Genomic DNA, 14,881 nt, shown 5'->3' on the forward strand with positions numbered 1-14,881 from the left:
CCCGTATCGGTTGAAAGGTTTGACGAGTCATGAACGAGTCGACATTCCCGGGCACCCAGCACCTGCAGCACCTGCACCTCCGGCCGACGACGGAACCGATGCCGCCGGCCCCAGAACCGACCACGCCGCCGGCCCCGGCCGACGACCAGGGCCAGCGCCCGATCATCCCGAACAACTATGCGGAGATGCCCCGGCCGACGGCCAAGCTCACCGCGGAGGACATCGCACCTGTGAATGACCCGCACGGCCCGCGGAACAAGATCGGGCCGACCGGACGGCCACTTCCCGATCTGCCGGAGGTGTTGCCGCCGACCCGTCGCGGGCCGGCCCAGGTGATCGCCATGTGCAACCAGAAGGGTGGCGTCGGCAAGACCACGACCACCATCAACCTGGGGGCCGCGATCGCCGAGACCGGGCGCAAGGTGCTGCTGATCGACTTCGACCCGCAGGGTTCGGCCTCGATCGGGCTCGGCGTGCAGCCGCACGACCTGGAGCTGTCGGTCTACAACCTGCTGATGCAGCGCGACATCCGTCCCGACGAGGTGATCCAGGCCACCAAGGTGGAGAACCTCGACCTGCTGCCGGCCAACATCGACCTGTCGGCCGCCGAGGTGCAGCTGGTCCAGGAGGTCGCCCGCGAGTACACGCTGTCGCGGGTGCTCGAGCCGATCATCCCGCACTACGACGTGATCCTGATCGACTGCGCGCCGTCGCTGGGCCTGCTCACCGTGAACGCGCTGACCGCGTCGCACGGCATCGTCGTACCGCTGGAGTGCGAGTTCTTCGCGCTGCGAGGCCTGGCGATGCTGACCGACACGATCGGCAAGGTGCAGGACCGGCTCAACCCGAAGCTGGAGATCGTCGGCATTCTCGGCACCATGTTCGACGGGCGCACCACGCACGCCCGGGAAGTGCTCGACCGGGTCGTCCAGGCCTTCGACGAGCGCGTCTTCCACACCGTCATCCGGCGTACGGTGAAGTTCCCCGAGACCACGGTCGTCGGCGAACCGATCACCACCTACGCCCCTTCGTCCCAAGCGGCTACCCAGTACCGCGACCTTGCCAAGGAGGTGCTGGCGCGTTGTCCCGCCGGGTGAGCCTGCCAGGTGCCAGCGAGCTGTTCGGGGGTGCGGCACCGAAACAGACCCGACCCGAGAAGCGCACCGCCACCGACGGACCGGCGCTGTCCGACCGACCGGGATCCACCGGCCGGGCCCGGACCGCCGTCGTCGAGGACCGCAAGTCCAGTGGCCGGATCCGGCACGACACGAAGATCACCGTGTACGTGACGGAGGAAGAGCTGCTCGGACTCGAACAGACCAGACTCGCGCTCCGGGCCGAGCACGGCCTGACCGCCGACCGTGGACGGATCGTCCGCGAGGCGATCGACGTACTGCTGGCCGACTTCGTCGACCACGGTCCCGACTCGGTGCTGGTGCAGCGGCTCCGGGCTGCCGCGGAGTAGGTCCGCCATGGCCGACACCTCGACGGACCTGCCGATCGACCTGCCGGACGCCGAGGCAACGGCCGGTTCCGGCAAGGGCTTCAGCGTCCACCTGGTCAACTTCGAGGGGCCGTTCGACCTGCTGCTGCAGCTGATCAGCAAGCACAAGCTGGACATCACCGAGATCTCGCTGTCGCAGGTCACCGACGAGTTCATCGCGCACATCAAGGCGCTCGGCTCGGAGTGGGACCTGGACCAGACGTCGGAGTTCCTGCTGATCGCCTCGACGCTGCTCGACCTGAAGGCGGCCCGGCTGCTGCCGCAGGGCGACGTCGAGGACGCCGAGGACCTCGCGCTGCTCGAGGCGCGGGACCTGCTGTTCGCGCGGCTGCTGCAGTACCGGGCGTTCAAGCAGATCGCGGCGCTGATCCAGCACCGGATGGCCGAGGAGGGGCGGCGCTTCCCGCGCGCGGTCGGCATGGAGCCCCGGTACGCCGAACTGCTGCCGGAGGTGCTTCTCGGCGTCAGCCCGGCGGAGTTCGCCGCGCTGGCGGCGGCCGCGATGGCGCCGAAGAACAACATTCCCGAGGGCGTCTCGCTGGCGCACCTGCACGCGCCGGCGGTGACCGTGCGCGAGCAGGCGATCATCATCGTCGACCGGTTGCGACGGCAACGCAGTACGACGTTCCGCACGCTGGTGTCGGACTCGCCGGACACGGTCACCACGGTCTGCCGGTTCCTGGCGTTGCTGGAGCTCTTCCGGGAGGCGGCCGTGGCGTTCGAGCAGGTGACGCCGCTGGGTGAGCTGACCATTCGCTGGACCGGCACCGACGAGGGCGAGATCGCCGTCGGTGACGAGTTCGACGAGGTGAAACCGCCGGAGTCCGACGAGGGCGAGGCCCCCGAGGTCACCGACGACCACATCACCGCCTTCCTCGCCGAAGGCGAACCCCTCACCGAGGACGACCCACCCGAACCCGACGAAGCCCCGACCGAGACGGCAGACCAGTGACCGATTCCCAGCACCCCACCGACACGGCCACCGCCGATGCCCTGGAGTCGGTCAGCAGCACCGAAGAGTCGATCGACCAGCACGACGGCGGGGAGCCGACGGAGCTTTCGGACGAGACGCCGACACCGGCTGACGAGGCTGGCGAGTCTGCGCCGGACGGCGAGGCGAGCGAGTCCACATCCCACATTGATGTGGATGCCGACGTGCCGAGCGACGACATCGACGACTCCACCACCGGGGACGTGGCCGAGGAGCTGATGCTCGACCTGGAGGTCGAGCCGCCGGCCGGAGAGGTCGTGCTCGACGACGTCAGCATGCGGCGGGCGCTCGAGGCGATCCTGATGGTGACCGACGAGCCGTTGCCGGCGTTGGTGCTGGCTCGGGCGGTCGGGCGGCCGGTGGGCGACGTCAGCGAGGCGCTGAGCGGGCTGGCGGAGGAGTACACCGAGCAGGGGCGTGGGTTCGACCTGCGGGAGGTCGGCGGCGGCTGGCGGTACTACACGCGGCCGGAGCAGGCGCAGTACGTGGAGAAGTTCGTGCTCGACGGGCAGCAGGCGCGGTTGACGCAGGCGGCGCTGGAGACACTGGCCGTGGTCGCGTACAAGCAGCCGGTGAGTCGCGCCCGGGTGTCGGCGATCCGCGGGGTCAACGTGGACGGCGTGATGCGGACGCTGATCAGCCGTGGGCTCGTGGAGGAAGCCGGCGCCGACACCGAGTCCCAGGCGACGCTCTACCGCACCAGCTCTTACTTTCTGGAGCGGATGGGTATGCAGAGCCTGGACGACCTGCCGGAACTCGCCCCCTACCTCCCGGAGATGGACGACGTGGAAGAAGAGCTCGCCGCCCAGAACACCCCGACCCCCGAGGACCTGCCCACCGACGGTGCCGGTACGCCGGACGGCACGCCCGAAGCCGTCGGTACGCCGGAGCCCGACGAGGCGGTCACGTCCGACGTCGGTGCCGCGGGTATCGACGGCGACCTGAGCATCGGCGACGCCCCGGATCTCGACCTCGAGCACGAGGAGGACGAGCTGGAACCGGCCGAGGAGCTGGAGGCCGGCGGCGACACCGAGCTCGCCCAGGAAGAGGCCGACCCGGCCGAGTTCCCCGAGAGCGGGGACGCCGGCGCCGGTGACTCGGAGGGCACCGACGACGAGCGCGGCGACTCCGTCGACCCGGACGGCGCAGAGCACGGGGTCAGCGACGACGACCCGCTCGGCGACAGCGACAGCGACGACGGCACCGGCGAAGACGACGGCGACGAAGACGATGAAGACGACGACCGCCTGGAGCCCGCGGAGGAGCTGACCGCCGAGTCCGGCGACGACCTCCTGGACCCTGCGGACGAGCCGGCCGACGACTCCCCGGCGGCGGACGGCGTACCGGCCGAGGGCGACGGAACGACGGGCGCCGCGGCCGGCCCGGGCGCCGCGCAGTACCGTGTCGGTAGTGATGACTGAAGAGACCGGGATCCGGTTGCAGAAGGCGCTCGCGCAGGCGGGCGTGGCGAGCCGGCGTAGTGCGGAGCTGCTGATCGAGCAGGGCCGGGTCGAGGTGGACGGCGCGGTCGTCACCGAGTTCGGCACCCGGGTCGACCCCGCGGTGTCGGTGATCCGGGTCGACGGCGAGCGCATTCCGCCGTCCAGCGCGCACGCGTACCTGGTGCTCAACAAACCGCGCGGCGTCGTGACCACGATGGCCGACCCGCAGGGCCGCCCGTGCATCGCCGACTACGTGCAGGACCGCGAGGAGCGGCTGTTCCACATCGGCCGCCTCGACACCGACACCGAGGGACTGCTGCTGCTCACCAACCACGGTGAGTTCGCGCACCGGCTCGCGCACCCGTCGTACGAGGTCTCCAAGACCTACGTCGCCGAGGTCGACGGCAACGTCAAGCCGGTCGTGCTGCGCCGGCTGCTCGACGGTGTCCACCTCGACGACGGCCCGGCCCAGGCCGACACGGTCAAGGTGATGTCGGAGATCAAGGGCCGCACGCTGATCCAGATCACCCTGCACGAGGGCCGCAACCGGATCGTGCGCCGCATGTTCGACGCGGTCGGTCACCCGGTGAAACGGCTCACCCGCACGGCGATCGGCCCGGTCCGCCGCGGCAACCTGCACACCGGCGAACTCCGCGAGCTCGACCCGAAGGAACTCGGGCAACTCCTCGACCTCGTCGACTTGTAGTACCTGGGGCCGAGTTCGCGGTGGCTCAGTGCCCGCGAAGAGCCCGGTCGAAGAAGCTCCGGACCAGCGCCCGTACGGCGGGAACGGCGTGCGGATGGTCACCGACCAGCTTCGTGCGCTCGGCGGAGGTCGTCAGTCCGGCGGCGACCAGCTGGGGAGCGAAGGCCGCGTAGTCGGTGAAGATCCAGTGGTTGGCCCGGCGCAGTTGAGTACGGCGTACCGGGCCGCCGTGGGAGAGCAAGGCTGACCAGGTGCGCTCGAAGCGGGCGTCGTGGAAGCCGTCCGTGCCGGCCAGGAGCACGGGCTTGCGGGTGCCGTGCTCGGCGATCGGGTAGAGGGTTCCGTCGGCCAGGTCGAGGTAGCCCTCGAGGTTGGCGGCGGCCTTGATCCGATGGTCCTCGTGCATTGTCCAGGCCGCGGTGGCGCCGCCGGCGGAGTGGCCGTAGACGCCGACACGGCGGAGGTCGAGGGCGCGGTCGAGACCGCGGGGGAGTGCGGCGTCGGGATGGCGCCCGGCCGCGAGCAGTTCCAGCTGGTCGAGGACGAAGTGCAGGTCGGCGAAGCGAGTCGTCATCATCGTCCGGTTGAGGACCGGATCGGTCTGGACCTCGGGCGTGATCTCGATGACGCGCGGTGGGCGGCCGGGGAAGTCGACCTCGCTGGTCTCGCCGGGGTGGTCGACGGTGACCACGACGTAGCCGTGACTGGCCAGGTCTTCCGCGACGACCGTGCCGATCATGCGCGGGTCGGCGCCGCCGGGGCTGTAGAGCAGGACCGGCCGCCGTACGGCGAGCGCGGGCGCACCGGCGTACGAGTGGGTCGTGGTGGCGGCCCAGTCGACGCCGGCGGCGGGGAGCTCGGGATGCAGGAGTCCGGCATCGAGCCCTTGGAAGACCGCGGCGGCCGCCGGCGTCAGGTGGGGCGCGAGCTGGTAGCCGCGAGTAGTCGAGGCGGGGTAGTAGATCGTGGTCATCAGCTCACGGGTCGGGGCGTTGTTCCACGGATCGGTGCGGTTACGGTCGGTCAGCTGCAGCGTCGTCGTACCGACGCGGTGTGGTCCGGTCGGAGCCGGCAGGCGCAGGACGAGGCCCGATGCGGCGAAGGCGGTGTGCGTCGGCAGGGCCCCCAGGAGGGCGGTCGACGCCGTGGCGGTGATGAAGGTTCGTCTCCTCATGAGCTCGACGCTGGCAGCCGCAACCGACGCGGTCACTACTGTCGGGACGACCTCCACCCGAAGATCCACCGACCGGTGGGCAGGGGGCTCGGCGCCGGGCCGGTTGACATCAAAGGCATAACGCCGGGAAACGCCGCGCCTGGGACAGGGCACGGATGTCGGAACCGGGCCGTAGTGTGGGTGATGTGAACCGGCGAATCTTCGGTCTGGAGAACGAGTACGGCGTCACCTGCACCTTTCGCGGTCAGCGCCGACTGACCCCCGATGAGGTGGCGCGGTACCTGTTTCGGCGCGTCGTGTCCTGGGGGCGGAGCAGCAACGTCTTCCTCCGCAACGGGGCACGCCTCTACCTCGACGTGGGCTCCCACCCGGAGTACGCCACCGGCGAGTGCGACTCGGTCACCGACCTGATCGCGCACGACAAGGCCGGTGAGCGGATCCTCGAGGGACTGCTGGTCGACGCCCAGAAGCGGCTGCACGACGAAGGCATCTTCGGCGACGTCTACCTGTTCAAGAACAACACCGACTCGGCCGGCAACAGCTACGGCTGCCACGAGAACTACCTGGTCAGCCGGCACGGCGACTTCGCGAAGCTCGCCGACGTGCTGATCCCGTTCCTGGTCACCCGGCAGCTGATCTGCGGCGCCGGCAAGGTGCTGCAGACTCCGCGCGGCGCGGTGTACTCGGTGTCGCAGCGCGCCGAGCACATCTGGGAGGGCGTCTCCAGCGCGACCACGCGGTCCCGCCCGATCATCAACACCCGCGACGAGCCGCACGCGGACGCCGAGCGGTTCCGCCGGCTGCACGTGATCGTCGGTGACTCGAACATGTCCGAGACCACGATGCTGCTCAAGGTGGCCAGCACCGACCTGGTGCTGCGGATGATCGAGGCCGGCATCGTGATGCGCGACCTGACGCTGGACAACCCGATCCGCGCGATCCGCGAGATCAGCCACGACATGACCGGCCGCCGCGAGGTCCGGCTGGCCAACGGCCGCGAGGCCAGCGCGCTGGACATCCAGGGCGAGTACCTGTCGAAGGCGCGCGACTTCGTCGACCGCCGCGAGCTCGGTACGCCGGCCGTCGAGCGGGCGCTGTCGCTGTGGGAGCGCACGCTGAAGGCGATCGAGTCCGGCGACCTGTCCGGGATCGAGCGCGAGATCGACTGGGTGATCAAGTACCGGCTGATCGAGCGCTACCGCCAGCAGAACAACCTCGGCCTGGCCAGCCCGCGAGTGGCCCAGCTCGACCTGGCCTACCACGACATCCACCGGCCGCGCGGTCTGTACTACCTGCTCGAGCGCAAGGGCGCGGTCACCCGGGTCGTCGACGACTTGCGGGTCTTCGAGGCCAAGTCTGTCCCGCCGCAGACCACCCGCGCGCGGCTGCGCGGCGAGTTCATCAAGCGGGCGCAGGAGCGGCGACGCGACTTCACCGTTGACTGGGTGCACCTGAAGCTCAACGACCAGGCCCAGCGCACGGTGCTGTGCAAGGACCCGTTCAAGTCCCACGACGAGCGCGTCGAGAAGCTGATCGCGAGCATGTGAACTCCGGCGCCCGGTACGACGAACCCCGGGCGCCGCAGCCGACTCCTCTTACTGAAGGCAGAACGTCAGTCGTCGTCGCGCTTCTTGCCGGCCTGTTCATCGGGCGCGAACTTCAGACCCAGCGCGGCGGTGATGATCAGGGCCAGGCAGGCCACGATGGCGAAATTGTCACCCATCATCCCGTGCGGTGTCTGGATCGCCGGCCGGATCAGGAGGGACATGATCAGCAGACCGATGCCGATCCGCAGCAGCACCCTGGCCGCCATCTTCACCATGGTCACTACCTACGATCGCGTGGGCTGAGGGCTTGCCTCGTCGGCTGTGAGGTGCTTCAGCGGTGGGATCTCGTCGGAGAAGAAGCAGGCGGTCCGGTGACCGGAGCCTATGTCGATGAGCGGCGGAGCCTCCTTGCGGCAGACGTCCCTGACCAGTGGACACCGGTTGGAAAAGACGCATCCCTTCGTCGAGGGATCGCCGGTCAGACGCTCGGAACCGCCGCCCTCCGCGTCCCGCTTCCGCACCAGCACCGGGTCCGGTACGGGGATCGCCTGGAGCAGCATGTGCGTGTACGGGTGGCTGGGGGTTTTGATCAGCTCCTCGACGGGGCCTTCTTCGACGATGTGGCCGTAGAACATGACCGCGATGCGCCCGCCCTGCGCGAAGTACCGGACCACCCCGAAGTCGTGGCTGATGAACACGAACCCGATGCCACGGTCGCGCTGGAACGAGAGCAACAAGTCAAGGATCGCGACTCGCATCGACACGTCGAGCATGCTGGTCACCTCGTCGGCGACGATCAGCTTCGGCTGCAGACTGATGGCCCGGGCGATCGACACCCGCTGCCGCTGGCCACCGGACAGCTGGTGGGGGTAACGCTGCAGGAACACCGGCGTGGCGTCCAGCCCGACCTGCTGCAACAGCTTGATCATCTCCGCCTGGACGGTTCGCCGGTTCGCCAGCTTGTGCCGCAGCATCCCCGGAGCCAACGTACTGCCGATGGTCAGTCCCGGATTCAGTGAACCGTACGGATCCTGATGCACCATCTGGACGCGACGCCGCCAGTCCTTGCGCCGCTTGCCCTTCAGTCCCGCGATATCGCTGCCCTCGAACGAGATGCTTCCGCTACTGGGCTCGTGCAATCCGGCGATCAGCCGGCCCAACGTGGTCTTGCCGCAGCCGGACTCGCCCACCAAGGCCACGATCTCGCCCTCCTGGGTGGACAGATCGACATTGTGCAGGACCGGCCTGCCGGTGCCCGTGTCGTAGGTGTGCGTCACATTCCGCACGTCGAGCAGGCTCATGCCTTCGACACCTCCATCGGTACGACATCGCGATTCACGACGTGGCAGGCCACCAGGTGCCCACCACCATCGCCGAGCAGTGGGGGCTCGGTGTGCCGGCAGAGGTCCTCCGCCAATCGACACCTCGGGGCGAACCGGCAGCCGGCCGGCAGGTCGGCGAGATTCGGCACCGCGCCGCCGATCGGCTGGACGGTGAGGCCGGCGTCCAGCACGCTCGGAATCGCGTTGATCAGCGCCTCGACGTAGGGATGCCGGCGTTCGGCCTTGAAGATCTCCTCGACCGTGCCCGTCTCGACCAGGCGCCCCGCATACATCACGGCGACTCGGGTGGCCACCTCGGCGACGACCGCGAGATCGTGGGTGACGAAGACGATCGTCACCCCGAGGTCGCGATGAAGATCCTTGAGGATGTCGATCACCAGCCGCTGGTTGAGGACATCCAGGGCCGTGGTCGGCTCGTCCAGGATCACCACGGACGGCCGCAGCAACAAGGCGACGGCAATCGCCACGCGCTGCTTCATCCCGCCGGACAGTTGGCTCTCGAACGACTTCCAGATCCGCTTCGGCGGGAGTTGGACCAGCTCGAGAAGGTGCTCGAAGTGCTGGCGGCCCTCCTTCGGATCGGGGAACACCTCAGGATGCGCCTGCAAGATGTGGTCCACCTGCGTGCCGATGGTCACGACCGGGTTGAACGCGTTCATCGCGCCCTGGAAGACCATCGCCAGTTCGGCACCGCGCAAGGCGTTGAGCTCGCGCTTCGACATCGTGACCAGGTCACGTCCCCGGAACCTGACGTTGCCGCCGATGACCCGGCCCGGCGGCGGCACGATCTGCAACATCGAGTACGCCAGGGTGGACTTGCCACAGCCCGACTCGCCGACCAGGGCGTAGATCTCACCGGCGGCGACCGAGAGGGCGACGTTCTCGACGGCGCGCACGGAGCCGGCGCCGTCGCCGAAGGCGACCGTCAGGTCGTCGATCTCGAGCAGGGTCCGGTCGTCGGTGGTCACGCTGTTCACGCTGTTCACTGGACACGCAGCCTTGGATTGAACACGCTGTCGAGCGCTCGGGAAAAGAACACGAACGCGACCTGCAGGATGACGATCGCGGCCATTGGAGAGAACAGATAGAACGCGCTGTCGGTGGTGTACAACGCTCCTTGGGCCATCGCCAGATTGATCATGATGCCCCAGTTGTTGCCGCTGATCGGAGCCACGCCGAGCAGGAACAGTCCCACGGACGCGTAGATGGCCCCGGTGATGGCCAGCAGGAAGTGAATCGCGACGTACGGCCCGACGTTGGGAAGCAGTTGCCGTCCGACCATGTTGCCCAAAGAGACGCCCTGGAGCTTGGCGGCTTCCACGAACTCTCTGCTCCGCAGGCTCATGGCCTGGGACCGGATCGCCCGGGCCAGCCCTGCCCAGGCGGTGATCGACAGGATGAAGGCCAGGACGACCGGGTTGGTGGTGCTGATCACGCTGGCCAGGACAATGATCAGCGGCAGGCCGGGGATGGTCAGGAAGATGTCGGTGATACGCATGATGACCGTGTCGGCCACTCCGCCGACGTACCCCGTCAGCAGTCCGACCGCCACGCCGACGAAGACCGTGATCACCGCGGACAGCACGCCGACGATCATGATCGGCCGGGTGCCCACGATGATCTGGGACAGCACACCCTGACCGAGGGCGTCGGTGCCGAGCGGGTGCTCCAGTGACGGAGGCAGGTAAGCCTGGCTCGCGTCCTGCTCGTTGCCCACCTCGACGAGCATCGGGCCGAAGATCGCCGCCAGGCAGTAGATCAGCACGATCGCGCCCCCGATCAGGGCCCCCTTGTCGTGACGCAGGATCCGCCACAGATCGCTGAGGAATCTCATGCCATCGAACCTCCTGCCGGCAGCACTTCCTGATCGGTGTCGGTGGGCTGGTCGGCCGCGCGGGCGCGGGCGGCCGGATTGGCGATCCGGGGGTCGACCAACGGGTAGAGCAGGTCGACCAGGAGGTTGGTGATGATCACCGAGACGGTGATCAGCAGGAAGCAGCCCATCATCAACGAGTAGTCGCGCTGGCCGACCGACTGGATCATGTAGAACCCGATGCCCGGGTACTGGAAGTAGGTCTCGATGAAGACCGAGCCACCGAACATGAAGCCCACGGACAGGGCCAACTGCGTCACCATCGGCAGCATCGAGTTCCGCCCGACGTAGGACTGGGTGATCCGGCGATCGCTCAGTCCGCGTGCCTCGGCCGCCCGAACGTACTCGGCGCCGAGCACCGAGACCGCGCTGCCCTTCATGCCCAGGGCCCATCCGCCGAAGGACGTGATCACCGATGCGGCAATCGGCAGGACGGCGTGGTAGAGCACGCTGATCACGTACGGGCCGTTCAACCCTGGTGTGACGTCGACTCCGTAGGCGCCACCGGACGGGAACACCTGATAAACACTGGTCAGCACGTAGAGCAGCGCGATCGCCACCAGATAGCTCGGAATGGCGCTCAGAAAGGAGACGACGAAGGTGACGGACTGGGACCACCGGCTGCTCTGAAAGGCGGCCATCATCGCCCCGACCGCGATACCGATGACGAAGCTGATGATCAGCGACACCGCCACCACCATGATCGTCCAGGGCAGGGCCTCGGCGATCACCGCCACCACGGTGGTGCCCGGATTGGTGATCGGGCGGCCGAGGTCGCCACGGACCGCGCCCCAGACGTACTGGACGTACTGCTCCCAGACCGGAGCGTCCGGCGTGACACTGTAGACGGCGTTGATCCGTTGCTGGATCTCAACTTCGCTGAGACCGCCCTGCATCCGCAACTGCGACTCCAGAGCCGCCATCGGGTTGCCCGGCATCAGCCGGATCATGAAGAACGACAACGAAATGACGATGTAGATGATCAGCAACGACATCGCCAGTCGTTTCAAGACGTAGGAAACCATCAGCGCCTTCCGGGGTCGGGGCGGTACCGGTCGACACCGCGTGAAGGTGCCGACCGGACAGTGCAGGACTTACTACTTGGGAGTGATGTAGCCCTGCTGCATCGCCAGCGAGAGGCCGCCGTTCATGTCAGCGCTGATGATGTCCCAGAGTTCACTGGTGTTCTTCTCGCCCACCGGCGGCCAGTTCGTGAACTCCTTGGTGGAGAACGGGAACTGGTAGACCTTGGTCGCGTACCAGATGTAGGGCACCTCTTCGTTGACCAGCTGCGCCCAGTTCCACACCTGCTTGTTCATCTCGTCGCCCGGTTCGACGGTGCGGACCTGCTGGTCGATGGTGCTGGCCACGTCGATCTCACCGAGGCCAGGAACGTTCTTCTGCGGTCCGAATCCGATTCCGCGCTTGCCGGCGTAGTTGCCCTGGCGGGTGAAGTTGTATCCCGGGCCGAGCAGCGAGTTGTACATCCCGAGCGGGTTGCTACCACCGACGAACGCCATGCCGGCCTGGAAGTCGCCGTTGTGCTGATCGGCGTCCTGCTGCGCCCCGGAGGTCGCCTTCACCTCGGACTTGATCCCGAACGCGGTCAGCGCCTTGGCCGCGGAGTTGAACGACGTGACGATGTCGGTGGTCTCGGCGTTGGCCGTGAAGGTGATCGTGAACGGTTTGCCGTCCGGCTTGATCCACTGGTCGCCCTTCTTGGTGAAGCCCTCGCCCTGCAGCAGTGCGGTCGCCTTGGCCGGGTCGACCGGATACTTGTTCAGCTTCTCGAGCTGCTCGGGCTTGAGGTAGATCTCCTCCAGCGACGGTGAGATGCCCGTGTTGACTTCCTTCCAGGTTCCACCGGCCGCCTCGTCGGTGCCATAGGCCGCCTCGCTGATCTGCTGTCGCGGAATCACGTACGCGAGTGCCTGGCGAACCGCTTTGGAGTCGAGCGGCTTCTGATTGCTGTTCAAGACGATGGTGAACCCGAATCCGAGCGGGAGCGCGGTGTTGGATTCGGGTGTCGTCTTCCAGCGGTTGAGGATCGGCGGCGGCATGTACACGTTGGACAGATGCACGTTGCCGCTGAACAACTGCGGATAGACGGTCTGCGTGGATCCGTTCAGATACCGGATGCCGGCGAACTTGATCTTGTCCGCGTCCCAGAACCCGTTCCACTTGACCAGCTTGGCTTCCTTGGTGGTGATGTTCTCCAGCCGGAACGGCCCGTTGCCGATCAGCTTGTCGACCTTCAGCGCGGCCAGTTCCTTGAACGCATCGGCCATCCGCTTGAACTCGGCCAGCTTCGTGGCCTTCGCCGGGTCCTCCTGCAGCGTGCGGAAGTACTTGGTCACGTCCTGCTTCAGCTCGTCGGTGACGAGCCGGCCGTACACGCTGGACGGGTACGGCCGGATCGCGTTCAGGATGTCCAGTTTCGCCAGTGACTCCGGCTGGCCCTTCTTGAGAGTGAAGGCGACCGTCTTGTCGTCCACGATGTCCACGCCGGTGATGTCGTTCCAGAATCCGTCACCGCGGAGTCCGTTCAAGATGGCGGTGTCGTGCAGGTCCTTGCTGGTGACCGGAGTGTCGTCCTGCCACTTCGCGTCGTCACGCAGGTGGACATTGAGCTTGCCGCCCTCGACCGTCCACTTGTCGGCCAGCTGCGGGATGAACTCCGTCAGGCTCGGTGATTTCGCGATCGCCAGCCGCATGGTGACGAAGTCGTTCTGGATGCCGAGCTGATTCACGTTGTACGGGTTGAAGGACCACGTCGTGTTCCAGCTGCAGCACGGGAAGAACGTGAGGAACTTGCTGGAGTCGCCTCCTGCGCCTCCGGCGGCGCCTGTGCCGCCGGAGTTCTTGGCGGAGCTTCCTCCGCCTGCCGTGCCTGCGGTGCAGGCTGCCACCAACATGATCACCAGACAGGCCGAGACCAGGGCAAGCAAGCGCCTCCTGGCGCGACAGATCACTCGCGGCAACATCATCGTCGTTCCTCTCGACCGGGGCGGGTGTCGGGGCCACGATCATGTCGAGGCGGAGAGAGTTAGTAAAGAGGATGGGGGAACTACTTTGTTCGCGAAACGGTCACACTTGTTCGCGAGACGGCCATCTCGATCGGTGGTCGGTGTCCTGACGTCGAGCGTGTGTCAGGCTCACCGGGGCTCCGGCGGACCTCGGGTGGCGGCACCGGGCGACGCTGCGTGACGTGACCGAACGGTGACGCAGGTGGCTGGTCCCGGGCTTGGTCGCGCCCGCTAGGGTGGGCGCGTTCATGGCAGTCCATCAGGCGCGGGGTCCGTGCCGGGATATTTGAGGTGCTTTGTTCGTGCGCAAGCTGCTGAGTGTCGTCGCGGTGATCGCGCTGGGGTCGTCCCTGGCCGCCTGCGGCTCGGAGTCCGACGGGAACGGCGATGGTTTCGGTGCCGCCGGAATCAAGGTCGAGTCGGAGTTCGGCAAGAAGCCGACCGTCACCCACCGCGACGGTGAGCCGGACAAGACGCTGGTCACCGAGGTCCTCAAGGAGGGCGACGGACCGGAGGTCAAGAAGGGTGAGCTGCTCACCGCGAACTACCTCGGCCAGATCTGGCGCGACGGCAAGGTGTTCGACAACTCCTACGACCGGGGCGCGCCGTCGTCGTTCCCGATCGGTGTCGGCGGTGTCATCGCCGGCTGGGACGAGGGTCTGGTCGGCAAGAAGCTGGGCAGCCGCGTGCTGCTGTCGATCCCGTCGGACAAGGGTTACAAGGAGCAGGGCAACCCGGACGCCGGAATCAAGGGTGACGACACACTGATCTTCGTCGTCGACCTGGTCGCCGCGGCCGGCAACGACACCAAGCTCGACGCCGACCCGGTGGCGGCGCCCGCCACCAAGTTCAAGGTCACCGGTGAGCTGAACGCCGAGCCCAAGGTGACCGTTCCGGCCGGCACCAAGCCGCCGGCCAAGCCCGCCAAGCCGGTCGTGATCGCGACGGGCAAGGGCAAGCCGGTCGACAAGTCCAGCACGGTGGTCGCCCGCTACGCGATCTTCGACTACACCGGCAAGAAGCAGGCCAGCACCTGGGACGGGCAGCAGGGCCGTCCCGGCGCGCCGTCCGAGCTGCAGGTCGGCCCCGGCCCGACGGGCCAGACCGGCGCTCTCGACGGCCTGGCCGGCCTCCCGGTCGGCAGCCGCGTGCTCGTCGAGCTGCCCGCGTCGAAGGACGACAAGGGCAAGACGGTCAACGCCTTCGCCGTCATCGACATCCTGAACAACTTCCCGGCAGGCAAGCAGCAGCAGTAGTACGCCGTCTCCGCAAGGG

14 protein-coding genes are annotated in these 14,881 nt (G+C 67.5%); 7 read left to right on the forward strand and 7 right to left on the reverse strand.

Going from position 1 to position 14,881, the window contains the following annotated elements:
• The first annotated feature begins 29 nt into the window (after positions 1-29).
• The 5 genes from BWI15_RS19475 to BWI15_RS19495 are packed head-to-tail and all read left to right on the forward strand — an operon-like array spanning position 30 to position 4,643.
• Positions 30-1,097, forward strand: coding sequence for a ParA family protein (locus BWI15_RS19475; protein WP_237771357.1), 1,068 nt, complete (start codon positions 30-32; stop codon positions 1,095-1,097).
• Positions 1,094-1,465, forward strand: coding sequence for a hypothetical protein (locus tag BWI15_RS19480; RefSeq protein WP_425553185.1), 372 nt, complete (start codon positions 1,094-1,096; stop codon positions 1,463-1,465). The genes BWI15_RS19475 and BWI15_RS19480 overlap by 4 nt, the downstream gene beginning before the upstream one ends.
• A 7-nt stretch (positions 1,466-1,472) precedes the next feature.
• A complete protein-coding gene (locus tag BWI15_RS19485; RefSeq protein ID WP_077015791.1) occupies positions 1,473-2,456 on the forward strand; it encodes a segregation and condensation protein A in 984 nt (327 codons plus the stop codon).
• Positions 2,453-3,916 (forward strand): SMC-Scp complex subunit ScpB, encoded by a 1,464-nt coding sequence (gene scpB, locus BWI15_RS40615; RefSeq protein ID WP_330359534.1) that lies wholly within the window; start codon positions 2,453-2,455, stop codon positions 3,914-3,916. Before BWI15_RS19485 ends, scpB begins: the two co-directional genes overlap by 4 nt.
• Complete coding sequence (locus BWI15_RS19495; protein ID WP_077015792.1) at positions 3,909-4,643, forward strand: pseudouridine synthase; 735 nt, start codon at positions 3,909-3,911, stop codon at positions 4,641-4,643. The genes scpB and BWI15_RS19495 overlap by 8 nt, the downstream gene beginning before the upstream one ends.
• Positions 4,644-4,668: 25 nt before the next feature.
• Here the strand turns inward: BWI15_RS19495 and BWI15_RS19500 are convergent, their stop codons facing one another.
• The gene (locus BWI15_RS19500; protein WP_077016105.1) at positions 4,669-5,817 is read right to left on the reverse strand and encodes an alpha/beta hydrolase family protein; all 1,149 of its coding nucleotides are present in this window, start codon (positions 5,815-5,817) and stop codon (positions 4,669-4,671) included.
• Positions 5,818-6,002: 185 nt separating this feature from the next.
• On the opposite strand from BWI15_RS19500, the gene pafA reads away from it, so the two are divergent.
• The gene (pafA, locus tag BWI15_RS19505) at positions 6,003-7,364 is read left to right on the forward strand and encodes a Pup--protein ligase (RefSeq protein WP_077015793.1); all 1,362 of its coding nucleotides are present in this window, start codon (positions 6,003-6,005) and stop codon (positions 7,362-7,364) included.
• A 65-nt stretch (positions 7,365-7,429) separates the two neighbouring features.
• On the opposite strand, the gene BWI15_RS19510 is transcribed toward pafA, so the two are convergent.
• From BWI15_RS19510 to BWI15_RS19535, 6 genes are all read right to left on the reverse strand, one after another.
• Positions 7,430-7,639, reverse strand: coding sequence for a hypothetical protein (locus BWI15_RS19510; protein ID WP_143465703.1), 210 nt, complete (start codon positions 7,637-7,639; stop codon positions 7,430-7,432).
• 9 nt (positions 7,640-7,648) lie between these two features.
• Positions 7,649-8,665 carry an ABC transporter ATP-binding protein gene (locus BWI15_RS19515; RefSeq protein ID WP_077015795.1) on the reverse strand — a complete coding sequence of 339 codons (1,017 nt, stop codon included), beginning with the start codon at positions 8,663-8,665 and terminating at the stop codon, positions 7,649-7,651.
• Complete coding sequence (locus BWI15_RS19520) at positions 8,662-9,675, reverse strand: ABC transporter ATP-binding protein (protein WP_168197342.1); 1,014 nt, start codon at positions 9,673-9,675, stop codon at positions 8,662-8,664. Before BWI15_RS19520 ends, BWI15_RS19515 begins: the two co-directional genes overlap by 4 nt.
• A gap of 14 nt (positions 9,676-9,689) precedes the next feature.
• Positions 9,690-10,541 carry an ABC transporter permease gene (locus BWI15_RS19525; RefSeq protein ID WP_077015796.1) on the reverse strand — a complete coding sequence of 284 codons (852 nt, stop codon included), beginning with the start codon at positions 10,539-10,541 and terminating at the stop codon, positions 9,690-9,692.
• The gene (locus BWI15_RS19530; RefSeq protein WP_077015797.1) at positions 10,538-11,605 is read right to left on the reverse strand and encodes an ABC transporter permease; all 1,068 of its coding nucleotides are present in this window, start codon (positions 11,603-11,605) and stop codon (positions 10,538-10,540) included. The genes BWI15_RS19525 and BWI15_RS19530 overlap by 4 nt, the downstream gene beginning before the upstream one ends.
• 72 nt (positions 11,606-11,677) lie before the next feature.
• Positions 11,678-13,528, reverse strand: a complete 1,851-nt coding sequence (locus BWI15_RS19535; RefSeq protein ID WP_168197343.1) for an ABC transporter substrate-binding protein — start codon at positions 13,526-13,528, stop codon at positions 11,678-11,680.
• 380 nt (positions 13,529-13,908) lie between these two features.
• Between BWI15_RS19535 and BWI15_RS19540 the strand changes: the two genes are divergently transcribed.
• Positions 13,909-14,862 carry an FKBP-type peptidyl-prolyl cis-trans isomerase gene (locus BWI15_RS19540; RefSeq protein WP_077016107.1) on the forward strand — a complete coding sequence of 318 codons (954 nt, stop codon included), beginning with the start codon at positions 13,909-13,911 and terminating at the stop codon, positions 14,860-14,862.
• Positions 14,863-14,881: the final 19 nt, after the last annotated feature.

Source organism: Kribbella sp. ALI-6-A, from assembly GCF_001984195.1.
GTDB lineage: Bacteria > Actinomycetota > Actinomycetes > Propionibacteriales > Kribbellaceae > Kribbella.